The sequence below is a fragment of the Okibacterium endophyticum genome, assembly GCF_054780075.1.
The window spans coordinates 286904-312264 of sequence record NZ_BAAGXA010000002.1 but is presented as its reverse complement, the minus strand read 5'-3'; the positions used below and the strand labels follow the sequence as shown (position 1 = coordinate 312264).

Sequence of the window (25361 nt, the reverse complement as noted above, 5' to 3'; positions counted from 1 at the left end):
ACTCAGATTCATCTGCGCACCGCGCGCCGCCTTCTCCCTGCAGAATGACGCAGAAACTCCTCGCCGACGGGACGCACTCGTTCAGCGCGCACGCAGCCGCGCGGGAAGTGTGGTGATCCCCCACCAGGTCACCCGCCACATCGCCTCGAGCACGATGCCCGTCGTCATCTTCGAGGCGCCGGCGGTGCGTTCGACGAACGTGATCGGCACCTCGACGATGCGCAGGCCCTCTCGGTGCGCGTGCCAGAGCATGTCGACCTGAAAGCCGTAGCCCTGGCTGTGCACCCCGTCGAGACGGATGCGACGGAGCGCGTCTGCGGTGAACACACGGTATCCGCCGGTGACATCCCTCTGCGGCAGGTCGAGAACGACCCTGGCATAGGTGCTGCCCGCGCGCGAGAGCCACTCGCGATGCCACGGCCAGTTGACGACGCCGCCGCCGGGAACCCAGCGCGACCCGAGCACAACGTCTGCCCCGGCATCTGCCGCGTCGAGAAGCGTCTGGAGCTGCTCGGGCTGGTGGGATCCGTCTGCGTCCATCTCGACGAGCAGGCGGTATCCGCGCTCGAGCCCCCATCTGAACGCCTGTCCGTATGCCATTCCGAGGCCCTGCTTGCGCGGCCTGTGCAGCACGTGCACCTGTCGGTCGGCGGCTGCCAGCTCATCGGCGAGCGCGCCCGTGCCGTCTGGCGAGTCATCGTCGACGACGAGCACGTCGACGTCAGGAACGGCGGAACGCACGCGAGCGACGACCGGACCGATGTTGTCGCGCTCGTTGTAGGTCGGGATGATCACGAGCGCGTCGGCCACGTCCATCCCTTCCTCGCGGTCGAGCGCCGCGAGCAACAAGCCTACAAGCGAGAGCCATCCGCTCGCCCCCAGGCACGGGCTCGGCCGCCAGCGGCCGGCTCCGACGGTGAGTGTCCAAAAAGCGGCCAACCGAGCTCCGGATCACGGTTTTGCTGCTTTCGAGACACTCACCGTGGGTGGGACGGATCCAGGCTGACCGGGCGCACGAGATACGCCACGGGTTCGCGAACCCACCAGTCGCCGGTCTGACGACGTTCAGCCCTCGTGGTGAACCGGTAGCGGAACAGCCGGGCGCGTATCCAGCGCGGCGCGGCGCCCTCGAAAGGGTCGACCCGCAGCAGTCGCAGCGTCGCCCGATCGGCCATCAGCAGCTTGAGCAGCAGCACGTGGAACCAGCTTTCGTTTCGTGCGCCGAGCGCGAGAAACCACATCATCCAGTCGAGTCGCAGGTGATAGGGCGCGAACTGCCGCGGCATCCGGTGCGGGTCTCCCGGTTTTCCCTTGAACTCGTATTCGAGCCAGGTCACACCTTCGCCGTCGTGGCCGGCCCGTTCGTCGTCTGACCCTTCGACGATCACCTCGTAGCGTTCCTTCGTCACCGTTCCGAATGCGCCATAGGCATTGACGAGGTGCCAGCGGTTGAAGCTCGCGTTCATCAGCTGACGACGTGCGAACAGGTTGCGCAGCGGCTTCCAGCTGAGCACCACGAGCAGACCGACGGCGAGCGCCACCAGAATCGTCCACCACACCGGCGACGCCGCATCGGTGCCGAGGTCCTGCGGAATGAACGGGAACAGCGCGTGCAGAAAGCTGTCGCTGATTCCGGCGAAGGCGAGCACGATGGTGATCCAGTTGAGCCAGGCGAAGTTGCCCGTGATCACGAGCCACAGCTGGGTCACGATGACGATGAGCGCGGCGACGGATGCCACAGGTTGCGGAGCGAAGAGAAAAAACGGCACGACGAGCTGTGCGAAATGGTTGCCGAGCACCTCGGCCTTGTGCACCGGAGCCGGCAACAGGTGTGCGAACCGGCTGAGCGGGTTCGGCATCGGCTGGGTCTCGTGGTGGTACATCAGCGCCGTGAGATCACGCCACTCACGGCCGCCGCGCATCTTGATCATTCCGGCGCCGAACTCCAGTCGGAAGACGAGCCACCGGGTGAAGAGGATGACGAGCAGCGGCGGAGCCACCTCGTTCGAGCCGAGGAACGCCACAACGAACCCCGCCTCGAGCAGGAGCGACTCCCAGCCGAAGCCATAGAAGGTCTGGCCGATGTTCACCACAGACAGATAGAGACCCCAGCAGAGGAGAAAGGCGACGAGCGGAACCCAGGGCGGGCCGAGTTGCGGCACACCGATCACAAGCAGCGCGGCGATGGCGAACCCCGTCCAGGCGACGGCGAGCAGCATCCTGTCGCTGTATCTCCATCTGAACAGGCTCGGGTAGGCAGAGGCGGGTGTGCGCGCGATGAGATCCGGAGCGGGCATCAAGCCGTTCTCGCCCAGCAGCGCGCGGAACTGCATGGCCGTCGAGAGAAACGCTATGGCGAAGACAGCGGCGGTGCCGCGCTGCAGCACCAGCCTGGCGATCTCGTAATCGCCCGCGTCCAGCCACCCGAACCAGCCGAGCCACGCTGCGACCTCCATGTACACATGTCACTCCGATCGCTGCGGTGTGACAAGCCCGTCTGGCCATACACGTGTCGCTTTAGGGCAGCACCCCGAGTTCGCGCACCAGATCGCGCTCCTCGACGAGTTCGCGCACGGACGCATCGATCCGCGAGCGAGAGAATCCATTGATCTCGATCCCCTGCACAATACGCCACTGCCCGTCGACCGATTCGGCCGGGAACGACGAGACGAGTCCCTCCGGCACACCGTAGCTGCCGTCTGACGGCAGAGCGACACTCGTCCATTCCCCCTGCGGCGTTCCGTTGACCCAGTCCGAGACGTGGTCGATCGTGGCCGACGCGGCGGATGCAGCTGACGACGCCCCACGCACCTCGATGATCTCTGCGCCTCTGCGCGCCACCCGGGGAATGAACTCCGTTGTCAGCCACTCGTCGTCGACGAGTTCTCGCACGGGTGTGCCGTTCGCCGTCGCGTGCGAAACATCCGGATACTGGCTCGACGAGTGATTGCCCCAGATCGTGAGTCCGCGGATCGCCGTTGTCGGCACGTCGACGGCGCCGGAGAGCTGGTGCAACGCCCGGTTGTGATCGAGTCTCGTCAGCGCCGTGAACCGATTGTCTGGAATCTCCTGTGCGTGAGCACGTGCGACCAGTGCGTTGGTGTTCGCGGGATTCCCGACGACGGTCACACGGATGTCGTCTGCGGCGTGCTCCGCGATGGCGGCGCCCTGCGGGCCGAAGATCCCCGCATTCGCCTCAAGAAGGTCCGCGCGCTCCATACCGGGGCCTCTCGGCCGCGAGCCGACCAGGAGCGCGATGTTCGCTCCATCGAACGCGCGGGCGGCGACATCCGTCACGTCGATGGAGGCGAGCAGCGGAAACGCACAGTCTGCGAGTTCGAGAGCCGTGCCCTCGGCGGAGGCGATTCCCTGAGGAATCTCGAGCAGCCTCAGCTCGATGGGCGTCTCGGGCCCGAGCAGCTGCCCGGACGCGATGCGGAACAGCAGTGCATAACCGATCTGGCCGCCCGCTCCTGTCACTGTCACCCTCATCGGACTGCCGTTGTGTGCTCGACCTCTGCTGTGCGCGCCACCCATGCTGTCAGCCTACTCACCCGGCTCACACACCTCGTGCGCATCTCGGCCCGCGCCTCATAACGGGCCCCGGCCTCGCTGTGGGCTCAGAAAGGAAAGATGGAGGCAACCGTCAGCAGTGCGTGACAGGATAACGACCGTGACGCAAGAACTGCAGACCGGATCCCTCTCAACGCGTGTCGACGACATCCGTCAGCTTCGAGACGATTTCACGAGCTTTATGCTGTCGTACAAGTTCGGCATCGACGAGGTGATGACGAAGATCAACATCCTCAAAGAGGAGTTCAGCCACCGTCACGCCTACAGTCCCATCGAGCATGTCAGCTCGCGGCTGAAGTCACCGGAGAGCCTCATTGCGAAGGTGCAGCGCAAGGGATGCGAGCCAACGATCGAGGCCGTGCGCGAGAATATCCACGACATCGCCGGTGTGCGCGTGACCTGCAGCTTCATCGAAGACACCTACAAGATCTTCGACATGATCGCCGGTCAGCAGGATGTGACGGTGGTGCAGGTGCGCGACTACATCAAGAACCCGAAACCGAACGGCTACAAGAGTCTGCACGCCATCATCGAGGTTCCCGTGTTCATGTCCGACCACGCGCAGCAGGTGAAGATCGAGCTGCAGATCCGCACCATCGCCATGGACTTCTGGGCCAGCCTCGAGCACAAGATCTATTACAAGTACAACCGCGTGGTGCCCGCGACGCTGCTCGACGAGTTGCGCGAGGCCGCAGACGCGGCGAACAAGCTCGACCTCAAGATGGAGCACCTGCACAACTGGGTGACAGCGCTGAACGGCGACAGCGGCACAGACGACGGCACCATCAGCACGGGTGAAGCCTCGCACGTCGATCTGCCGGACGCTCTGCTCCAGCGGATGGTGGAGCAGCGCCAGCATCCCGACGACTGACGCTCAGGCGCTCCGCCGCACGACGGATGCCCCGGTGCCAGCTGGCACCGGGGCATCCGTTTCGCGTGCGTCAGCTTCGCGGCGTCAAGCCATCGTCTGCCCCGAGGAACAGCCGACGGCGGCGCAGGAGCATACCGCCCGCGAGCGCGAGCAGAACACCGAGCCCGGCGATCAACCCGACGTTCGCTCCGGTGGAGGCGAGGTTTCCCTCGCTTGCGGAGCCGCTTGTGTTTTCGGCGCCGGCGCCCGCCCCCGGGTCTCGACCGCCGTCGCTGCCAGGTTCGGCACCGGGAGCGACGAGCACAGCACGACCCAGCGGGGCCGGGTCGACCACATCGTGCGCTTTGAAGTACTCGACGGCGGCGACCAGGTCGATCTGCCCGGAGTCTGCGGCGTTCGCACCCTCGGCGAAGGTCGTGAAGTTGTCGCCGCCCGCCGCAAGGAACGAGTTCGTCGCCACGCGCAACACCTGTGCGTCGTCGACGGGCTGTCCGTCGAACGTCATCGACACGATGTGCTCACCGCGGGGAGCGTCTTCGATGTACTCGTAGCTGAAACCCTCGGAGACACCGAGGTGAAGCTTGGACCTGGACGATCCGTCTGGCTGCCACTGCTCCTCGAGAACCTGCTTGAGCTGCGCACCCGTGAGGTCTATCGTCCACAGGGTGTTGCCGAACGGCTGCACACTGGCGACGTCCATATAGGTGACGGTGCCGTCTTCGCCGTACAACAGATCGGCCCTGAGCCCGCCCGGGTTCATCAGTGCGATCTGCGCCGGCTCTCCGCCGAAGTTCTCGTTGGAGGTGGCCCAGAGCTGCATGTCTGCGACCAGGTTTCCGAGCGATGACTCCACACCGCGGTCAGACCCGTTCTCGCCCCCGCGTGTGATGTCGGCGCTGATCGACCCGATCTCCTGAGCACCGACCTCTTCAGCGGCGTCCGCGGCCGCTGCCACGATCGCGGCGACCTCCGGATCGGCGGGATACAGAGGCACGATCTCGGCGTCATCTCCCTCGCCGACCTCTTCGGTCAAGGGGAGCAGAGCCGAGGTGATCGACGCGATCGACATATCGGACCTGTTCACCTCGATCTCAAGCTGATCGAGAGTGGTGCCGTACTGGTGCGCCTGCATCACCGGACGCTCGAGCCCGTCTGCCCAGCCCTCGACCGGGAACGAGCAGTTGTACGACTGGTGGGTGTGACCAGAGAGGATGGCGTCGATCTGGTTCGATGCACCGCGCACGAGGTCGCCATAGAGCGTGTCTTCGGTCGCGATCGCTGCGCAGTCGGATCCGGCTGAGCCCTCGTGAGTGAGCAGCACGATGACATCCGCCTCGCCGTTCTCGGTGTTGCCGTCCTGCAGCTCAGCGGCGACGCGGTTGGCGGCCTCGAGCTGGTCGCCGAAGACGATGCCCTCGATGCCTGCCGGCGAGACCATCGCCGCGGTCTGCTCGGTCACCGTTCCGATGAAACCGACGCGCACGCCGTCGACCACTGACACCCTGTACTCGTCGAGCACCGGCTCGCCTGTCGCCTCGTCATAGACGTTCGCACCGAGCGCGAAGCCGCCGTCACCGTATCGCGGAATGACCCGTTCGGCGAGGTCTGCGAAACCCTGGTCGAACTCGTGGTTGCCGACCGCTGAGGTCTGCAGCCCTGCGGCGACCAGTGCGTCGATCGTCGGGTTGTCCTGCTGCGAGAACGAGGTGAAGGTCGATGCGCCGATGTTGTCACCGGCCGACACGAACAGGGTGTTCGGGTTGACGGCGCTCAGCTCGTTCACTGCTCCGGCAAGCACAGCGGCGCCCGCCTCTGCGCCGTTGGCCTCGATGCGTCCGTGGAAGTCGTTGATGCCGAGCACCTGCACGGTTGTGGTGTCTGCCGTCTTCGACTGGATGGCGAAGAACGTTGTGGTGCCAGAGACCTCATTGCCGACCGCGAGCAATGGCTGACCGTTCGGCGAGTCGTCTGCCGAGATGAACGTGAGGCCTTCCGGTCCCAGATCGCCCGCCGCGGCGAGATCGCCGCCGTCTTCGACCGACTGCGAGAAGTCGCGGTTGTTCACGTAGGTCACGAAGGCCGATGCGGCAGGGTCGGTGATGTCATAGACGGCGACTCCGCCGACACGCTCGAATCCGATGAAGGCATAGGTGCGGCCGTCGACCTCTCCGATGGTGAGGTTCTCCGGCTCAGGTCCTTTGTCGTCGCTCCGGCCCTCGAGGTTCGACTCCGAATGGTTCGAGTTGAAGAACTCGGGGTTCGCCGCGTGTGTGATCTCTTCGAAGTCCTGGCCGGAATCGAAGACCTGCTCACCGTCCGTCGTCCAGATCGAGAACGAACGGCTGCCGAAGGAATAGAGCTCCTCATAGCAGGTGCCGTCGTCGTTGAGACCGTTCTCCGTGGTGACGTTCAGCCGCCCGAGATCACCGTCGCCGGTCAGGCCTGCGAGTGGGCTCGTCTCGCAGACGGGCATCGTTCCGTCTTCGCCCAGGTCTTTCACCCGGACGCCCTCCTCATAGTCGCCCCACTCGCGGGCGTCGCCCTCGTTCGCGCTCACCAGGTAGGTCTCGCCACCGACGGTGTACGCGTTCAGCCCGTCGGGCATGTACACGCCGTTGAGGCCTTCGAACGTACGGATGTTGAACGTCGGCGCATCTTCAGGGTCACGGTCAGAGGCGTCGACTCCATTGCCCTCGATACCGTGGTCTTTGGATCCGAGCGGCCAGACATCCGTCACCTCTGCCGTCGCGATGTCGATCACGGCCACAGCGTTCGCCTCTTGCAGCGCCGCGTATGCCGTGCCGCCGTCTATGGTTATGTACTCGGGTTCGAGGTTGCGCGAGATCGGCTTGTCGTCGCCGTGCGGCGCCGGCCCGAAGACGCGCACATCGTCGGGGAGCGTCTTCGATCCGTCTGTCTCGTAGTCGTTGAAGCCGGCCGTGCGCACATCGCTCTGCGCTGCCGCGTCGACAGTGGCCGGCAGGGCGACGATGCTGACCGAGCCTTCTGGGTCGACGGTGAAGTCCTCGCTCGGCTCGCCCTCATTCGCGACGATCGCATAGCTGCCGTCTGCAGAGATGGTGACCATGTCTGGCAGGGCGCCGACGGTGACCGTGCCGAGCACTGTGCCGTCACCGGCTGCGTCGAAGAAGACGAGTGTGCCCGGATCGGTTTTTGTCGTCGATTCGAGTGCGATGACGCCGAGTCCGTCCTCGCGCACCGCCACGGAGTTCGCGACGCCTTCTCCGGCGATCGAGAAGAGCTTCGTGGGCGCCGTGACGAATTGTGCGTCGAGCACGTCGATCGCGCCGGCCTGGGCGTTCACAACGAAGAGCCGCTGGGTCGCCGCGTGAAAGGTCACGATCTCGGCGGCGGACTCATCGAAGATGCCGGTCTCATATGAGCCGACGGGCGAGAGGCTGAGCGCCGCGTCTTCGGCAGACGTCGATACCGGCGCGGGCACAACGGCGGCGGGAGCCGCGACGGCGGGAGCCGCGACGAGGCATGATCCTGCGATGATCGCTGCGGCGGTCACCGCCGTTGCCGTGAGGGTGCGGCGGGGGTTTCGCCGGAATGCAGACATGGTTCTCCAGGGATGGCCGAACGGGTTCCGTCCCTGTCTACGGATTCGACGTAGCCAGAGGGTGAACGCAAGATGACCACACGGCGACGATGTGCTGTCGGCGCGCGTCGGCCGTCGACCAGCCTCGGCGAGCAGCGCACGTGCGATCCGAGACCGTTGTGACCGCGCACGGTTCGGGAGACGGTCAGGCTGACGTGAGGGCGTCTGCGGTCGCGCGGGCGGCACAGAGCACCGCGTTCACACTGGCGGTGAGGACCGACCGGTCTCGCCCGGCCGTCCAGTGGGTGCCGGCGCTGTTGCGGTATTCGATCACGGTCAGCGCGTCACTGTCGCTCCCGGCCGTGACCGAGGACTGGTGCAGAGAGAGGATCTCGACACCGATGTGCTGCTCCGTGAGCAACCGGATGGTGGCGTCGACGGGACCGATGCCGTTATAGGTGGCGCTGTGCTCGACTCCGTCGATGCGCAGGCTGATGGTTGTGCGGCTGATCCCGTTGTGGCTGACAGATTCGAGATCGACGAGCTCGATGCCGTCGGCGTCGGCGTCGGCGGTCAGGTAAACGGACTCGAAGAGCTCGAGCAACTGTGGCGGGTCGATCTCGAGACCGGTGGTGTCGGTGCGTTCCTGGACTCGACGCGCGAAGTCGATCTGGAGACGACGGGGCAGTTCGATCCCATACTCGGTTTCGAGCAGGTAGGCGATGCCGCCCTTGCCGGACTGGGAGTTGACCCGGATGACCGCGTCGTAGGTCCGCCCGATGTCGGCGGGGTCGATGGGCAGGTAGGGCACCCGCCACTCGATGTCTCGCTCGGGGCGGTTCTCGGCTGTCGCCCGGCTCCGGTGCTCGGCGAAGCCCTTTTTGATCGCATCCTGGTGGGTGCCGCTGAACGCGGTGTGCACGAGGTCGCCGACGTAGGGATGCCGGGGATGCACGTCGATGCGGTTGCAGTACTCGACGGTACGGCGGATCTCGTCGATGTCGGAGAAGTCGATCATCGGGTCGATCCCCTGTGCGTGCAGGTTCAGAGCCAGGGTGGCGATGTCGACGTTGCCGGTCCGCTCGCCGTTGCCGAAGATGCATCCCTCGACGCGCTGCGCGCCCGCGAGCACAGCCAGCTCCGCGCAGGCGATGCCGGTGCCGCGGTCGTTGTGGGGGTGCACCGAGAGGATCACCGCGTCGCGGCGGCCCAGGTTCTTGTGCATGTACTCGATCTGGTCGGCATACACGTTCGGCGTCGCGACCTCGACCGTGGCCGGAAGGTTCACGATGACCGGCCGCCCACACGTCGCGTCCCACAGCTCGGTCATGGCGTCGCAGACCTCGAGGACGTAGTCCGGCTCGGTGAGGTTGAAGACCTCCGGAGAGAACTCGAACCTAACGTTCGGCAGGTGCCCGGCGAACTCGAGCACGTCACGGCCGCCGGCGAGAATCAGCTCGCGCACCTCGTCGCGTTCCTTGCCGAGCACAACATCGCGCCAGGTGGGTGCGGTGGCGGTGTACATGTGGATGACCACCGGCTTGCGGATGCCGCGAATCGAGTCGACGGTGCGCTCGATCAGGTCGCGGCGGGCCGGGGTGAAGACGACGATGGTGACATCCTCGGGGGCGATGTCGGACTCGGCGAGGAGACGCACGAAGTCGAAGTCCGTCTGTGACGCGGACGGGTAGCCGACCTCGATCTCCTTGTAGCCCATCGCGACCATCAGCTCGAAGAAGCGGCGCTTGCGGGCCGGGTCCATCGGCTCGGCCAGCGCCTGGTTGCCGTCGCGCAGGTCGACCGGCACCCACAGCGGCGCCCGAGTCAGGCGGTGGGTGGGCCAGTCGCGTTCGGTGAGAGGAACGTCGACGCGGGAGTAGACCTCCCGGTAGCGGCGGGAGGGCATCTGCGAGTGTCGTTGCCGGTTCCATGCCGGAGCGTCCGCGGGAATGGTGCCGGCCGGGGTGGAGATGCGAGGGAATGGTGCGCTGGTCATATCGGGTCCTTCTTCGGTGTGCTGCTGAGGAGACCGGCGCAGGGAGCGGCTCCACGGCGGGGAGCCGGTCTGGCTAGGCCCCGCCGTGGCGGCGAAGAAGAAGGAGTCCGAGTGCGAGCACGGGTAGAATCTAACACAACTCCTCAGACAAGTAGAGCGGTAGCGAAAGGACGGCTGGCCTGTTCTTCACCGCCCTCGATGTTCCGGAGGACTGGGACGCGGTGCTGCGCCGTGCCGATATCACCGCGGTGGTCGAGGCGCGCATCAGGATCGCCCGGAGGTGGAACGCGGGCATCTCTCTGCTCTCCCGCAGATCTCCGGACCTTATGGCCGGGGCGCCTGGACCCGATTCACGAACACCCGAAACACCCGAGACGCGTCGCTCGCTCGCGCCTTCGCCGCGACGAACCCGTCTCTGACGAGATAGAACATACCGGCGACGAGCGGGGTCCGCGCAGCGGCAGGGAACACCCGAACCGCGACGCCCAGCTCGTCACCGATCCGCCTCACGACCGCTGGATCGACACGACCGTACTCATGCACCTGCCATTCCAACGACCGCAGACTGTCGAAATTCGACCCGTCCGCCGTCGGCACCCACACAAGCCGCCTCCCCACCACCGCATCGCGGACGCCGCGGGCGCGCTCGCGCGCCTCATCGCCCATCCAGTAGTGAATGCGAATCTGCGACACATACTGAAACAGACGGTTCGCGCCCCTGGCCCCGGGCACCACTCGCGTTGCGATCGGCATCACAAGCGGAAGCACCCATCGACGAACCAGCCGCGCCTCCACACGATCAGAGGTGACGAAAGCGAACACCCGGTCCGTGGTCTCCACCAGATTTCTGGCCACCGGCATCCGTTCTGCCTCATACCTGTCGAGTGCCGAGTCATCCGCGCGGCCCTTCACAACATCGGCGAGCGTGAAGGCGAGATTATGTGCGTCTTGCAGCCCGGTGTTCATCCCCTGCGCGCCAACGGGCGAATGCACGTGAGCGGCATCGCCGGCAAGGAACACCGGTCCGTCTCTGAACACGGATGCCATCCGGTGATGCACCCGGTACGTCGCGAACCAGGCGCTGTCGCGATAGCGGACGCCGAAGGTGTCGTCGATCCGCTGCCTCACCTCGTCTTCGACGATGTCTTCGTCGCGCACCCGCGTCGCGGCCGGCACCACACCGAGAAGCCGATCGTGGTCGCCGCCCATCGGAAAACTGAGCAGGAACTCCGTGTGCCCGAATCGCACGTTGATGCTGCCCCGCCGGATCCCACTCACACCGCGCGCATCGCAGACATAGAAGATGTGCTCGTTCGTGAGCCCATCGAAGGGGATCCCCCTGAGCTTTCGCACGGCAGAAGACGACCCGTCTGCGCCGACGCAGTACCGCGCCCGCACGGTGAGCGGTTCGGTGTCGCCCACCACGTCGCCCCCGCCTTCGCCCGCATCGTTCGAGAACGTCGCGACCACCGGGTGATGTGACGCATCCGACGGATGCGCACCGTCGGGCAACTCGCCGACGGTCAGGTCTTCGAGCAAACGGCTCCACATCACGTCGTGCCCGGTCTCGCGCAGAGCGTCGAGAAGAATCTGTTCGTTGCGGCTCTGCTCCAGGATGTAGATGCGCGGGTACGGCGTCAGTCCCGTGCCCAGCTCCCCGATCGGGATCGGGCCGAACGAGCGCCGCTCATAGCCGGGCACCAGGGTCGGCACCTGCCGGCTCTCGGCGAGCACACTGTCGATCACACCGAGCTGGTCATAGATCTCCACGCTGCGGGCCTGCACACCGAGCGCCCGCGACTCGCGGGTGGGGCCGTCTTTGCGATCGACGATCACAACGTCGACCCCGAGCCGGGCGAGCCAGTTCGCGAGCATCAGTCCGGTCGGTCCCGCTCCGACAACAAGAACATCGCACACGCGCTCTGCCATGCGGCGAGCGTACCGCAGTAGGGTGTTGCCGTGGACTTCAGCATCGATCCGGCCAGCCCCGTTCCGCCGTTCGAGCAGGTGCGGACCCAGATTCTCGCCGGCGTGCAATCGGGCGATCTCGTTCCCGGGCACAAGCTGCCACCGGTTCGCGCCCTCGCCTCAGATCTGGGCCTGGCGGTGAACACCGTCGCCCGCGCCTACCGCGAACTCGAGGCGGACGACGTCATCGAGACCAGAGGGCGCAATGGGTCGTTCATCGCAACCACGGGCGATCCAACGCTTCAAAAGGCGCAGATGGCGGCCATGGCATATGCCGAGCGCATCACACAACTCGGAATCGACTCCGCCAGGGGACTCGCTCTGGTGCGGGCAGCCCTCGGCGAGCGCGATTGACGGCCGAAGACGCCGGTGCAGAACGCATGCCTTCAGCGGAATATCGTGCTCAGCGAGTGAGCGACATCCCGTCAGCAGCTGCCGCCGATCCGGATGCCTGTTCCACATCGCTCTCGACGGCATCCGCCCCGTGGCGACGCGCTCTCGCACCCCGTGGAGCGTCGACCACCATACCGCGCAGGCTGTGCGAGGTCAGGGACAGTTCTTCGAGCCACTCGCGGTCGAGCGCGGGCGGTTCTGACTCGTCGAAGTGGAACTGCAAGGGAATGGTGGGCGAGATCCACAACGTCACCCGACCGCTGTCATCGTCTTTTGTGTCCCAGCTCAGATAGAAGCACTCTCCGCGGCGCAGCTTGGCCCCGACTGCCGTCTTGACGTGCACGAGCGTGCGCTCGTCGAACTCGTACTCGCTGTGTTCGGCATAAACAAGATGCGCCAAGTCTGTCCCCGACCCTTTCGGTGCTCGTTCGATGACACTGTTCAGGCTTCACGGGGTGTGATGAACAAGAGTGATCGCTCTTTATTCTCAGTTCACGCAACGGGACTGTCAAGCTAGACTCGGTGCCAATGTCACCAGAGACATCGATGGCCGCACACGAGCGCATTCTCTCGACCGCCTACGACCTGTTCTCCGCCCGCGCCATCCGCGACGTGGGCGTAGAAGAGCTGGTCAAGCGGTCAGATGTCGCACTCGCCACGTTCTATCGGCACTTCCCCTCGAAAGACCATCTCGTCATCGCGTTCCTCGAGCGACGCGAAGAGCTGTGGACCCATGGAACAGTCGAGGCAGGCGCCCGAAGCCGCGGCATGACCGCAGAAGACCAGCTGCTCGCCATCTTCGACATCTTCGACGAGTGGTTCCGGCGCGACGACTACGAGGGATGTCCGTTCGTGAACGTCTTGCTCGAGATGGGCCCGGGGCATCCGCTCACCCTCGCGAGCATCGAGCACCTCGACCACATCCGAGATGTCGTCGAGAACCTGGCGATCGAGGCCGGGCTCACCGACACACGGGTCTTCGCCCGGTCATGGCACATCCTGATGAAAGGGTCCATCGTGTCTGCCGCCGAGGGAGACCAAGACGCCGCGAAACTGGCGGCGTCGATGGCGGGCGACCTGATCGAGCGTCACCGAGCCGTCTGACGGCTCACGCCGCTTCTGAGGCGGGCGCGCCTGCGGGGTTGCGGATGCCGAACCACGAGATGACTCCGCCGGCGAACAGCATCAGGGCCGTCGCGACCATCGCACGCGAGAAGCCGTCGATGTCGAGAACGTCACCGACGATGAGTGTGGCACACGCGATCGCGATCAGACCGGCGATGCGCGCGACCGCGTTGTTGATCGCCGACCCGATTCCCGCGTTCGCCGGGTTGATCGAACCGAGGATCGCGCTCGTGAGCGGGGCGACGGTGATCGACAGCCCGAGGCCGAACACAACAAGCCCAGGCAGCACCTGCCACCAGTAGTCGACGACGGTTCCGACGGTGAGCATCATCAGAAAACCACCGCCCGCCACGATCGGGCCGACGGTCATAAACAACCGCGGGCCGAACCGGCCGGCCAACGCGCCGACGCGTGATGAGAGAAGGAGCATCACGATCGTCGGCGGCAGGGTGGCGAGACCCGCGAAGAAGGCGGTCCAGCCCGCGACCTGCTGCAGATAGATCACCAGCACGAAGAAACCGAAACCGAGGGCGGCATAGATGAACAGGGTCGCCGCGTTCCCCGCAGAGAAGTTGCGCACACGATAGAGACCGAGCGGCATCATGGGCTGCGCCGCCCGGTGCTCCCACCAGAGGAACACTCCGATGCAGGCGACGCCGACGACCAGCGGAACCCACACCACCGGACTCTGCCATCCGTATCGCGCCTGCTCGATGAGCGCGAACACGGGTCCGCCGAGGCCGACGGCGCCCAGTGCGGCGCCGAGGTAGTCGATGCGCGGCCGCTCCGCGGAACGCGGCACGCGCTCGATCCGGCTCAACAGCCACAGGGTGATCGCGATCGGCAGCACGTTGATGCCGAAGACGAGCCGCCACGAGAGCGCGTCGACGAGCACACCGCCGAGCAGAGGTCCGACGATCATGGCCGTGCCCGTCCATGCGGTCCATGTGCCGATCGCCCGCGCCTGCGCCACACCGCTGAAGGTCGAGATGATGATCGCCAGCGAACTGGGCACGAGCAGCGCAGCAGACACCCCCTGCAGAGCACGCGCGGCAATGAGCAGCTCGGCGGTCGGAGCGATCGCACACAACAGCGAGGTGACACCGAACCAGACGAGACCGGCGGCCAGTACCTTCACCCGGCCGAAGGCATCCGACAGCGACCCGGCGAGCAGGATGAACGCACCGAGCGTCAGCAGGTAGGCGTCGACGACCCACTGCTGCACGGGAAGACCGCCGCCCAGTTCACCGGTGATCGCAGGCAGCGCGACGTTGATGATCGAGCCGTCGAGAAAGGCGACGAACGAGGCGAGGACGGCGACGAGAAGCACGCGCCGCTGCGACGTGGTCATTCTCGTGCCGGGCGAGACGGATGCCATGGGTCAAGTATGCTCCGCGCCCATCGCGACTGACGACGAGAAGACCCGATTTGTCGGATTGTGGTGGGACGTTGCTATGGTGAAGGGGTTGCGATGGTCCTGCTCCTTCGTCGCTCATCTTGATTCACACCGGTGCGAGACACCACTCAGCGCCCTGAATCGATTCGAGCGCTGAGACGTGTGACCGCCGCCCCGCCCGGCCGTTGCCGGGCACCGAGCGCCTGTGAATCACTCGCCGGTCTCAGCGACTCTCTCGCTGATCGATGTCCGTGATGCCCGTGGGCTGGCGCGTGCCAAAAAACGCGGGAACCGGCGCCCGCCTCATGAGAGGAACCGGATGGAATCCGAGGGTATTCAGCTGCAGCAACTGGGTGGGCCGCTGGTCATCGGTCTGCTGATCGTCTTCTTCGGCGGAACCATGGTCATGTCAATCGTGATCGGCAAGAAGAAGGAGAACGCGGACGGCTATATGAACGCCGGCCACCGGATCGGCTTCGGCATCTCGGCCGCGTCGATGACGGCCACCTGGATCTGGGCCTCGTCCATGTATGCGTCTGCGACGTCCGGATACACCTACGGAATCTCCGGCCCGGTGCACTACGGCCTCTGGGGCGCGCTGATGATTCTCTTCATCTATCCGTTCGGCAAGCGCATCCGCGCCGTCGCCCCTCGCGCGCACACACTCGCCGAGGTGATGCGCGCCAGGCACGGCCGGTCGAGCCAGCTGATGCTCGCGGGGTCGAACGTGCTCGGAAGCGTGATCAGCCTCACCTCGAACTTCATCGCCGGCGGCGCTCTGATCTCGATGCTCTCGCCATTCACCTTCGGCCAGGGGGTGCTGTTCATCGCCGCCGGTGTGCTGCTCTACACCCTGTGGTCCGGATTCCGCGCGTCAGTGCTCACCGACTTCGCTCAGGTCGTCGCCATGCTCGGTGCGGTGGTCATCATCGTTCCGGCCGTGTTCTTTCTCGCCGGCGGTCCCTCCATATTCGTCGACGGGGCGAAGAACCTCACGCCGGAGCAGGGCAACTTCTTCTCGTCAGACGCCTTCCTCAACCAGGGCGCCCCGTATATCGCCGCCGTTCTGGCGTATGCCATCGGCAATCAGACGATCGCGCAGCGGCTCTTCGCCGTTCGCGAGGATCTCATCAAGCGGACCTTCGTGACGGCGACAGTGGGCTACGGCGCCACGATCATCGGCGTCGGCATGCTCGGGGTGATGGCGCTGTATCTCGGCATCGAGCCGTTGAACGGCGACGTCAACAACATCATCCCGCAGATGGCGTCCACCTATCTCGGCCCGGTTCTGCTCTGCATCTTCTTTGTGATGATCATCGGCTCGCTGTCGTCGACTGCCGACTCCGATCTCGCCGCGCTGTCATCGATCATGATGGCGGATGTCTATGGCCAGAACATCGCGCGCAAGGGCAAGGCGAACCCCAAGACGATGCTGCTGATCGGCCGGATCACGATGATCGTGGCGACAGCAGCCGGGCTGTTCTTCGCCAGCGGGCAGATGAACATCCTCGACCTGCTCGTCTTCGTCGGCGCGCTCTGGGGCGCGCTCGTGTTCCCCGTCATCGCGAGCTTCTACTGGGGCAAGGTCACCAACGCAGCGTTCACCGTCTCGGTGCTCGCCGCGCTCGCGGTGTTCGTCGTCGTGCGTTTCGAGCTGATTCCGCTCAGCGGCGTCACGGGCTACGCGATAGACGTTCTCTCGGTGATCGGCATCGGCGTTGTGCTCGGCCTGATGGCGTTCGGGTTCTTCGGCAAGAAGGTGGCCCTGATCGTCGGCATCGCCGCGGCTGTGATCTCGGCACCGTTCGTCATCGGGTTCCTTCACGACTACACGGTGCTCAGCGGATCCCTCGTTGCCTATGCTGTGAGCACAGTGATCTGCTACCTGATGTCGTTCAGAAGCACAAAGAACTTCGACTTCAGCCTCATCACACAGCGGACGGGCGACTTCGACACACGCGATCTCGACGCCGAACCCGCACCGACCTCTCGCTAGGAGCAGTCATGGATGTTTTTCTTCTCACCCTGTACGTACTCATCTGGCCGGTGGTGGTCGCGGCGACCCTGTTCGTGATCTGTCGTGCCTTCGTCAGGGACTGGCGCGAGGCGCGGCGTGAGGGGCGCCGCATCATCTGACCCCACCCCGTTCGCTCGGTACGCGAGGAGAAAGTCACGAGGTGAGGACGAATGAGCTGATTGCGTCCTCCCCTCGTGACTTTTTGCTACCGTCGCTTCGTGGCTAGATGACGTCGCCGCTCCACGGATCTGGTGTGCCGAAGCGATGCGCCGTGATCGAGATCGACTGCTCGCGCACGAACGGCAGCAGCTCGACGCGGCCCGCCTGGGTGATGGCGCCCGAGTAGATCGCGAGGTCCGGGTCGCCGTCGACGGCACGGGCGAGCGACAGGTGAAGCTCCAGACGCGAGGCATCGGAGCCGACGATACGCACACGGTCTGCCCGCGGCAGACCCGCCTCGACGACCTCGTCCGAGCCCCTCGCCGCAACACGGGCGATCCACTCGTCGTCGCTTTCGACAGACACCGGCACATCGAGATCCCCGAGCACGGCTCGCACCGCCGCGGGCAGACCGGATGCCAGCGACAGGCTGAAGCGGGACCGCGAGCGCACAGCGGCGATCACAACACGCAGCGCATCGCCGAGGTCCGCCTCGCCGCTCACCCTCACTGCGACGGGCACCGGCCGGTAGCGGAACAGGTTGCGTTCGACGCCGAGCCCAGAGGCATCCTTCACCTCGCCGAACTCCGTGCCCCACGCGATGGCATCCGACAGCGCCGAACGCCGCAGCACGTCGAACTCCTCATAGCCGAGCGACGATTGCGCCGCCTCGATGATGCGGGTGATGCGTGAATCCAGTCCGCGCAGGTGCAGCGTGGGACTCGATGAGCCTGAGTCCGGCTGCCACGATCCGAGCCCGACGAGGTAGTTCGGCCCACCCACCTTTGCGCCTGGCCCGACGGACGACCTCTTCCAGCCCCCGAACGGCTGACGCTGCACGATGGCGCCGGTGATTCCGCGATTGACGTAGAGGTTTCCGGCCTCGATCCGGGTGAGCCACTCTCCGAGCTCGACCGGGTCCTGTGTGTGGAGTCCGGCGGTGAGCCCGTACTCGATCTGGTTCGAGAGCCTGATCGCATCGCCGAGCGTCGGTGCGAACATGATTCCGAGCACCGGGCCGAAGTACTCCGTGCGATGAAACTCCGACCCGGCGACCACTCCCGTGCGCACACCTGGCGACCACAGCCGGCCGGTGTCGTCGAGCTGCCGTGGCTCGACGAGCCACCGCTCCCCGACGCCGAGTTCGGTCAGCGCCTTCTTCAGCTTGCCTGTGGCCGGCTCGATGACAGGGCCGACCTGGCTCGCGGGGTCGTCCGGGTAGCCGACGCGCAGAGAGGTCACGGCGTCGACGAGCTGCCGTTGAAAACGCTCGCTCCTGCCGACGGAGCCCACCAGGATGACAAGGCTCGCGGCAGAGCACTTCTGTCCCGCATGACCGAACGCGCTCGTGGCGACGTCCGTCGCGGCGAGGTCGAGATCCGCGCTCGGCGTCACGATGATCGCGTTCTTGCCGCTGGTCTCGGCGAGCAGCGGCAGCTCGGGGCGCCACGAGCGGAACAGCCGTGCGGTCTCCCACGCTCCGGTGAGGATCACGCGATCGACGGCATCGTGCGAGACGAGCCTCTCCCCCAGATCGTGCTCGTCGAACGAGACCAGGGCGAGCAGCTCGCGGGGCACACCGGCCTCCCAGAGAGCCTCGACCATCACGGCTCCTGTGCGCCTGGCCTGGTGTGCGGGTTTGATGATGACACCGGATCCCGCCGCGAGCGAGGCAAGCACACCGCCGGCCGGAATCGCGACGGGAAAGTTCCACGGCGGTGTGACGACGATCACCTGAGACGGCACGAACTTCGCGCCGCGAACGGCATCGAGCTCACGCGCTTTCGACCCGTAGTAGCGCGCGAAGTCGATGGCCTCGCTCACCTCTGGATCGGCCTCGGCGATGGTCTTGCCCGTCTCTGAGGCCATCACCTCTATCAGTCGATCTCGGTTCGCCGAGAGCGACAGCGCGATCCTCTCGAGCATCGCGGCGCGCTCGGTCGCGGGGCGGGCGCCCCACGCGGCACCTGCGGCGCGAACGGTCTCGACGATCGCGTCGAGCTCATCAGCTGTCGAGACACGAGCGTCGTCGATGGTTGCCGTGCCGATGTCCGACTCCGGCACCCGGGCGAGTAGTCTCGCGGCCCACGCCCGGTTCGCCGGCAGCGCGGGGTCGGTGTCTGGAGTGTTGAAGAAGCCGGGAGCACCGATCTCGGTGGCCGGCGCCACGTCGTTGAGGGTCGTTGTGTCGAAGACCCTCACCGTGTCGAACGGCGACTCGGGCCGCGCTCCCCTGGCGAGGCCGAGCACCTGCTCGGTCATGCTCTGCTCGTCGTCCGCAGCGCGATAGAGCTCCTGATCGTCCAGCTGCTCGCCCCCGCCCTCACCGGCCGTCTCGCCTGCCCTGTCGCCCGGCCGGCCCTCGGATGCCGCCGGCCGGCCGCCCGGGTTCACCACGGCATCCGTTTCGGTGCCTTGCTCTGCCCATGACCACTCGGTGGAGCGATCCTGGGTGCGCCGCGGCCGTGGCACCTCGTCGATCGCGGCATCGAGTGCCTCGGCCGAACCCATAAAGCGCTCCCGCTCCCGCTCGAACAGCGCGGGGTCATCGGCCAGCTCGAACACCGCCGACATAAAGTTCTCACTCGACGCGTTCTCTTCGAGACGACGGACCAGATACGAGATCGCCACATCGAATTCACGCGGGTCGACGACGGGCGTGTAGAGCAGCAGCCCGCCCACGTCGCGCGACACCGCTGCCGCCTGGCCGGTCGCCATGCCGAGAAGCATCTCGAAATCGACGCGGTCCGTCACACCACGGGACTGCGCGAGTCGCCAGGCGAACGCCACGTCGAAGAGGTTGTGGCCGGCGACACCGATCCTGATCGCTTCTGTGCGCTCGGGAGTGAGCGCCCACATCAGCACCCGCTTGTAGTTGGTGTCCGTGTCTTGCTTCAGGTCGTATGGGGCGCGCGGCCAGCCGTGGATCGTGGCATCGACGTTCTCCATCGCGAGGTTCGCGCCCTTCACCAGGCGCACCGTGATCGGTGCACGGCCGCGGGCGACCCGAGCGGCAGCCCAGTCCTGCAGTCTCTGCATCGCGCCGAGGGCATCCGGCAGGTATGCCTGCAGCGCGATGCCCGCGTGCAGATGCCTGAGTTTCGGCTGGTCGAGCAGCCTGGTGAACACCTCGATGGTCAGCTCGAGGTCGCTGTACTCCTCCATGTCGAGGTTGATGAACTTCTCGCCCGCGTTCTTCTGCGACCAGGCAGCGTATTCATACAGGGGCGTGAGGCGCTCGACGACTCGGTCGACGGCTTCGTCCATCGACCACATCGACAGCTGCGACGCGATGGACGACACCTTGATCGACACGTAGTCCACGTCGTCGCGCTCAAGCAGCTCACGGGTTCCCTCGAGGCGTTTGAGGGCCTCGCGCTCGCCGAGCACGGTCTCGCCGAGCAGGTTGAGGTTGAGCCGCGCGCCGTCTGACCGCAGTGCGCTGATCGCCGGCCCGAGCTTGCTCGGAGTGGCATCGACGACCAGGTGCCCGACCATCCCGCGTAACAGCCGTCTGGCGATGGGGATGACGACCGCGGGGACGACCGGCCCGAGAACCCCGCCGATCCGGATGGCCGCGCGCAGGTGCCACGGCAAGAACCGGGGTGCGAGTCTCGCGATCTTCTGCAGGTTGTATCCGGCGACGAACAGGTCTTCGGGTCTCGCCACCCCGTCGACGAACCCCACGGTGAACACAAGGCCGTTCGGGTCTTTCAGCACACCGGCGAGACGCTCCGCCGCCTGGTCTGCCTGTGCGTCGGCGCTCTCGGCGATCCACCTGCGCGCGATCTCAACGGCCTCTGCGGCGAGTTCGGTCGCGCTCGGCTCAGCCGAGTTGTGATCTGCAGAGGAGTGCGGCATGATCACGAGGCTATTGCTTGACCGCGGGCGGCGCGCTGAGCCGCGCGGAGTTCACAGCGTGCTGAAAGTTCAGCTGCTCCGTCACCTCGGCGGTCGCAGGGTCGGGCCGTGCGCCATCGCACCCCGGTAGTCTGGGCTCGTGGTCGCAGACGCCTCGCCCGAAGAACATCCCACGCCTGCCCGCGATCGACGCGCGGGAGTCCTGGTGCGGCATCCGCTCGCCCTCGGATGGGCCTGGGTGCTGTTCTGGGTCGCCGTGATCGCGGTCTTCGAGTTCATCGACGCACAGGACTGGATCTGGTTCCCTCTCGCGTTGGCGTGCATCGCGCCCTCTGGCACGGCGACGGTCGTTGTGCTGAAGGCGACCCCGCGAACGCACCTCGACGTGCACGACTCGATCCTCAGCCACTTTCTGATCCGGTTTCTCACCCTCGTCTTCGCGTTCACGGCGTGGACGGTGTCGATAGTGATCGGCGCATCGATCTCGTCGACGCTGCAGCTCGCCTTGGACAACAACGAGAAAGAGATCCTCGGCACGGGCTTCGAGCTGGTCGCCGCCAGTGGGCCCGTGGTTCTGATCCTGCTCTGGGCAGCGCTTCTGGTTCGATGCGCCTGGTTCCTCGCACGGCTGAGGGGCTGGACCCAGCATCCGGCCGACGACCGGATCCCCGATGCGCTTCTCGCGTCTCGCCCCGATGCGAGGCGCGTCGTCGTCGCACTCGCACACCCCGGCCTGCTGCTCGTCTCAGGATTCGCCTCAACCCTCGTGGCGTTGCTCTTCGCGGTCTACGAACCGCTTGTGATCCTGCTCGAATGACCCACGGCATCCGGTGACCCCGCAGCCCTGACGTGACCCGCTGCACTGACCTGGCCTGACCCGCTGCACTGAGTAGTGTCGAGACAGGCCCTCTCACAACCGCAACGAGGTGCACATGCGCACAGACACCGAGATCGTCGTCGTCGGCGGCGGCGACAACGGCCTGATCGCCGCGGCCTCTCTGGCCAGGGCGGGCAAACGCGTGGTGCTGCTCGAACGAGCGGATGCCGTCGGCGGCGTCACCGCATCGCAGCCCGGAGTCGAGGGGGTCGACACCGCCCGTCTCTCGGAGACCGTTGGGGGGCATCGGCTTCCGTCGTCAGTCATCGACGATCTCGGCCTCGATCTGACCGCCTCGACGCGATCGCAGAGGGTGTATGCGCCCCTGCCCTTCGACCCTCGGGTCGGTCTGGTCATCGACCCCGGCGATCATCGGCGCACCCGTGAGTCGTTCGGCAGGATCGGCGCCGAACACGACGCCTCTCGCTTCGAGCGGTTCACCGAGCTGTGCAGCCTGGTCGCCGCGACGATCCGCCCGACGCTCACCGGTCCGCTGCTGCGCCGTGACGAACTGGGCGAGCTCATCGGTCGTGCGAGCCCTCAGGCGGGTGACCTCTGGAACTCGATGACAACGGTCCCGCTCCGGCACCTGATCGAGCAGACCTGTCAGAGCGACCTCGCGCGCGGCGTGATGCTGTCGAAGGCACTCCCCCCAACGCCACTCCCCTCAACGCCAGGCGACCGGATGCCAGGCGACCAGACACCGCACGGCGACGACGCGCTGTTGAGCGACAACATCCGTTTGCTCACCCATCTGCTCAACGACGAGACCGCTGACACCCGGGGCGGAACAGCCGCGACGATCACCCAGGAGCTGGCCCGTGCGGCCGAGAAGGCCGGTGTGCAGGTGGTGACCTCCGCCGAGGTGACCGCCATCGATGCCTCGGGAGACGCCGGCAACCTGGTCGACTACACCCTCGGCACGACCTCGCACACCATCGCCACCGCGTGGGTGATCGCCGGCGTCGATCCGGACGAGCTCGCCCTTCTGCTCGGAAACCGATCATCGGGCGGCGGTGCTCCCGGCGAGCCCTCGTTCGGGCCGTTCGAGGCACGCCCTTTCGGCGACCCGGACTGGTCACGGGTGCGCCGGGAACGGTCACGCACGGCGCATCTGACGGTGACGATGCTTCTGAGTCGCCTGCCCCGCCTGCACGATGCTCTGGTCACTCCTGACGAGGCCTTCGGCAGCGGTGTGCACGTCAACCAGACCGCGTCGTTGCTGCACTCCGCATCTGTCACTGCCGCCGGCGGCGGCATCCCCGACCCGCTGCCCGTTCGGGTGTTCTCGCCTTCGGTCGTCGATCCCCGCGTTCTGTCGCCCGCGCCGCGAGCCGCGGGGGCCCACGTTCTCACCGTGACGGCTGTGCACATGCCGCAGCAGCTGCTCGATCAGCGCGACTCGCCCGAGACGGCTCACCGCCTGAAGCAGACGGTGATCTCGTCCCTCGAGTCTGTGTTCGCCGAGCCGGTCGGATCGCTGCTGATGACCACTGTTGAGGGGCCGTGCATCGCCAGCGCTCTCGTCGACGGCGGTCCTGCGCGGATGTCGTGGCCGTTCGCCTCAGACGACGCACGTGTGGACTCGCCGCCCGAACGCTGGGGTGTGGCCACTGGCCACCCCCGTGTGCTGCTCTGCGCCGCAGGCGCCGTTCGCGGCGGCATCCGCGGCATCGGCGGTCGCGATGCCGCGATGGCGGTGCTCGAAGCTGAGGGTCGCTGGCCGTCAGGCCGTCAGGCGGACACACCGACTGCCTGGTCGTAGACGGCTGTGAGCGCTCGCACCTCGTCGTCGCTCAGTTCAGGCGCGAACCGATCGGCGAGCGCCGCCCACCTCACGGCGAGCGCTGCACGATCGGTTGCCGTGCGATCGTAGCCGAGGGCTCCGACCTGCTCGCGGAAGGCCGCAGCGATCTCGATCATGGCGTCGGTGCCGGCTGCGAGCGCGAGCACATGTCTTCTCGCGGCGACGTACTCCGCGCTGGGGGCGATCTGCACACGGCGCTGCCCCTCTTGCAGACGTTCGATGTCGTCATCGGTCAGCCGGATGACGCGTGGCGATTCGGTCATGTGTTCCTCCTGTGCAAAACAAGAAGCGCCCGCCCAGATGTGGACGAGCGCCGGTGTGCGGGTGCGCGCGTCTAGATGAACGTGGGTGCGTCGATCGAGGGTGCTGCGAAGGGAGTGCGATCGACGGGGCGGCGCGAAAAGGATCGGCGACTGAACGCCGGGCACACAGAAGACCCGCGTCTCGTTCGAGCGAGCGCGGTGAATGAGTGGCCGTTCGGTGTGGTCTGCATGATCCTTGCTTCGAACCATAGCCCGCTTTCTCCCGACGTGCCAGTCAGTGGCGGCACCTCGGACCGGCAGCCGCTCTATCGCCTGCGGTGGTCCGGAACGGCTGTGCGCGGCCCTCGGCGTGGTCTTCGGACGCCGCTCATCCAGATCAGGCGGATCACACGCTGGCGCTGCCCGTGCCACGGTTCGAGCAGTTCGAGCATGCAGTCGTCGTCGACGGGAGACCCGGTGAGTGCCGCGCCGACTGTCGACGCGAGGTGATAGTCGCCGACGCTCACGGCATCCGGGTCTCCGTGCGATCTGCTCGTGACCTCTGCGGCTGTCCAGACGCCGATGCCCGGCAGGCTCGTCATGCGGGCGGATGCCTCGGCGGCGTCGACGCCTGCCGTCCGTTCCAGGGCGTCCGCCACTCGGCTCACTCGTACGACGGTCTGCGAGCGCTGTGGCCCGACGCCTGCTTCGTGCCATTCCCAGCTCGGGATGTCGCGCCATTGCTCGGCGCTCGGGGCGACGACGAGACCCTCCGGGGCTGGGCCGGGCGCCGCCTCTCCGTGCCGGCGGACGAGCGTGCGCCACGATCGCCACGCTTCATGGCAGGTGACCTTCTGCTCGAGCACAGAGGGCACGAGCAGTTCGAACACCGTGCCGGTGCGAGCCAGCCGCAGGCCGGGGTTTCGTCGCCTGACCTCGGTGAGCAGCCGGCTCGACGACAGATCGAGGTCGCTCCAGTCGTCGTCAGCGCCGAGCAGCGATGGAACCCGCTCGAGAGCCCACTCGGCGCCTGCACCCCACGCGGCGGCCTCGACGGCGTGCGCCTCGCGCTCGATGTGAAGTGTCGCCGGCCCGATCGGGGTGCGCAGAGTGAGCCACGCGCCACCGGGAGTGCGCCGAAAGCACGGCCCGTCTCCCCCTCGAGCCAGCGGGCTCAGCGTCGATGACAGGTCGAGCGGATGCCTCGGCGTGTAGCGGGTGCGAACGGCGGGTTCCGCGCGGACCGACGTGGCCGGAGTGGCCGACGTGGCGGACGACGGGCTGTTCGCCGGTCCCGGATGCTCTGCACGGCTGTCGTCTGCGGCCCCATCGGCTATCCGAAGACCAGCGACGATCTCATCGAGCTCAGCCGTGATGCTGTGTTCGGCGAGCGTGGGATGCATGGCCACAACCATACGTCAGCACCACCGACAGGGCCGGCACGGCGCGCATCCTTGCCGGCGGTCGAGCCTGGACGTGCGGCCGTGTCGGCCGCCGATGCGATACTCGACGCA

18 protein-coding genes are annotated in these 25361 nt (G+C 66.3%); 7 read left to right on the top strand and 11 right to left on the bottom strand.

What is annotated here, in order from left to right:
- Positions 1 to 81: 81 nt before the first annotated feature.
- The 3 genes from ACYVF5_RS01745 to ACYVF5_RS01735 form a co-directional block, all read right to left on the bottom strand.
- On the bottom strand, positions 82 to 816 hold the full coding sequence (locus tag ACYVF5_RS01745) for a glycosyltransferase (protein ID WP_460942942.1): 735 nt from the start codon (positions 814 to 816) through the stop codon (positions 82 to 84).
- Between the two features lie 161 nt (positions 817 to 977).
- A complete protein-coding gene (locus tag ACYVF5_RS01740) occupies positions 978 to 2456 on the bottom strand; it encodes a lipase maturation factor family protein (RefSeq protein ID WP_460942675.1) in 1479 nt (492 codons plus the stop codon).
- Positions 2457 to 2517: 61 nt separating this feature from the next.
- The gene (locus ACYVF5_RS01735) at positions 2518 to 3537 is read right to left on the bottom strand and encodes a malate dehydrogenase (protein ID WP_460942673.1); all 1020 of its coding nucleotides are present in this window, start codon (positions 3535 to 3537) and stop codon (positions 2518 to 2520) included.
- A gap of 136 nt (positions 3538 to 3673) precedes the next feature.
- Between ACYVF5_RS01735 and ACYVF5_RS01730 the strand changes: the two genes are divergently transcribed.
- Positions 3674 to 4444, top strand: coding sequence for a GTP pyrophosphokinase (locus ACYVF5_RS01730; RefSeq protein WP_460942671.1), 771 nt, complete (start codon positions 3674 to 3676; stop codon positions 4442 to 4444).
- Positions 4445 to 4514: 70 nt separating this feature from the next.
- On the opposite strand, the gene ACYVF5_RS01725 is transcribed toward ACYVF5_RS01730, so the two are convergent.
- The 3 genes from ACYVF5_RS01725 to ACYVF5_RS01715 all read right to left on the bottom strand — a co-directional run bounded on the left by ACYVF5_RS01725 (position 4515) and on the right by ACYVF5_RS01715 (position 11931).
- A complete protein-coding gene (locus ACYVF5_RS01725; protein ID WP_460942669.1) occupies positions 4515 to 8027 on the bottom strand; it encodes a choice-of-anchor I family protein in 3513 nt (1170 codons plus the stop codon).
- Between the two features lie 184 nt (positions 8028 to 8211).
- A complete protein-coding gene (locus ACYVF5_RS01720) occupies positions 8212 to 10002 on the bottom strand; it encodes a 2-isopropylmalate synthase (protein WP_460942667.1) in 1791 nt (596 codons plus the stop codon).
- Positions 10003 to 10326: 324 nt separating this feature from the next.
- The gene (locus tag ACYVF5_RS01715) at positions 10327 to 11931 is read right to left on the bottom strand and encodes an FAD-dependent monooxygenase (RefSeq protein ID WP_460942665.1); all 1605 of its coding nucleotides are present in this window, start codon (positions 11929 to 11931) and stop codon (positions 10327 to 10329) included.
- 30 nt (positions 11932 to 11961) lie between these two features.
- Here ACYVF5_RS01715 and ACYVF5_RS01710 point away from each other — a divergent pair, with 30 nt between their 5' ends.
- The gene (locus tag ACYVF5_RS01710) at positions 11962 to 12324 is read left to right on the top strand and encodes a GntR family transcriptional regulator (protein ID WP_460942663.1); all 363 of its coding nucleotides are present in this window, start codon (positions 11962 to 11964) and stop codon (positions 12322 to 12324) included.
- A gap of 49 nt (positions 12325 to 12373) precedes the next feature.
- Here ACYVF5_RS01710 and ACYVF5_RS01705 read toward each other — a convergent pair whose 3' ends face one another.
- Positions 12374 to 12763, bottom strand: coding sequence for a DUF7882 family protein (locus ACYVF5_RS01705; RefSeq protein ID WP_460942661.1), 390 nt, complete (start codon positions 12761 to 12763; stop codon positions 12374 to 12376).
- Between the two features lie 128 nt (positions 12764 to 12891).
- Here ACYVF5_RS01705 and ACYVF5_RS01700 point away from each other — a divergent pair, with 128 nt between their 5' ends.
- Positions 12892 to 13467 (top strand): TetR/AcrR family transcriptional regulator, encoded by a 576-nt coding sequence (locus tag ACYVF5_RS01700; protein ID WP_460942659.1) that lies wholly within the window; start codon positions 12892 to 12894, stop codon positions 13465 to 13467.
- A gap of 4 nt (positions 13468 to 13471) precedes the next feature.
- On the opposite strand, the gene ACYVF5_RS01695 is transcribed toward ACYVF5_RS01700, so the two are convergent.
- Positions 13472 to 14866: an MFS transporter gene (locus ACYVF5_RS01695; RefSeq protein ID WP_460942657.1), complete on the bottom strand. Its 1395-nt coding sequence runs from the start codon at positions 14864 to 14866 to the stop codon at positions 13472 to 13474.
- Between the two features lie 337 nt (positions 14867 to 15203).
- Between ACYVF5_RS01695 and ACYVF5_RS01690 the strand changes: the two genes are divergently transcribed.
- Both ACYVF5_RS01690 and ACYVF5_RS01685 read left to right on the top strand, forming a co-directional pair.
- Positions 15204 to 16880, top strand: coding sequence for a sodium:solute symporter family protein (locus tag ACYVF5_RS01690; RefSeq protein ID WP_460942655.1), 1677 nt, complete (start codon positions 15204 to 15206; stop codon positions 16878 to 16880).
- A gap of 8 nt (positions 16881 to 16888) precedes the next feature.
- Positions 16889 to 17020, top strand: a complete 132-nt coding sequence (locus ACYVF5_RS01685) for a putative transporter small subunit (RefSeq protein WP_460942653.1) — start codon at positions 16889 to 16891, stop codon at positions 17018 to 17020.
- 103 nt (positions 17021 to 17123) lie between these two features.
- Here the strand turns inward: ACYVF5_RS01685 and ACYVF5_RS01680 are convergent, their stop codons facing one another.
- Positions 17124 to 20921 carry a proline dehydrogenase family protein gene (locus ACYVF5_RS01680; RefSeq protein ID WP_460942651.1) on the bottom strand — a complete coding sequence of 1266 codons (3798 nt, stop codon included), beginning with the start codon at positions 20919 to 20921 and terminating at the stop codon, positions 17124 to 17126.
- Between the two features lie 139 nt (positions 20922 to 21060).
- Here ACYVF5_RS01680 and ACYVF5_RS01675 point away from each other — a divergent pair, with 139 nt between their 5' ends.
- Both ACYVF5_RS01675 and ACYVF5_RS01670 read left to right on the top strand, forming a co-directional pair.
- Positions 21061 to 21738, top strand: coding sequence for a hypothetical protein (locus ACYVF5_RS01675; RefSeq protein ID WP_460942649.1), 678 nt, complete (start codon positions 21061 to 21063; stop codon positions 21736 to 21738).
- Positions 21739 to 21853: 115 nt separating this feature from the next.
- Positions 21854 to 23563, top strand: a complete 1710-nt coding sequence (locus ACYVF5_RS01670) for a phytoene desaturase family protein (RefSeq protein ID WP_460942647.1) — start codon at positions 21854 to 21856, stop codon at positions 23561 to 23563.
- On the opposite strand, the gene ACYVF5_RS01665 is transcribed toward ACYVF5_RS01670, so the two are convergent.
- Positions 23533 to 23868, bottom strand: a complete 336-nt coding sequence (locus ACYVF5_RS01665; protein WP_460942645.1) for a hypothetical protein — start codon at positions 23866 to 23868, stop codon at positions 23533 to 23535. The genes ACYVF5_RS01670 and ACYVF5_RS01665 overlap by 31 nt on opposite strands.
- 305 nt (positions 23869 to 24173) lie before the next feature.
- Positions 24174 to 25250 carry a DNA-3-methyladenine glycosylase family protein gene (locus ACYVF5_RS01660; protein WP_460942643.1) on the bottom strand — a complete coding sequence of 359 codons (1077 nt, stop codon included), beginning with the start codon at positions 25248 to 25250 and terminating at the stop codon, positions 24174 to 24176.
- Positions 25251 to 25361: the final 111 nt, after the last annotated feature.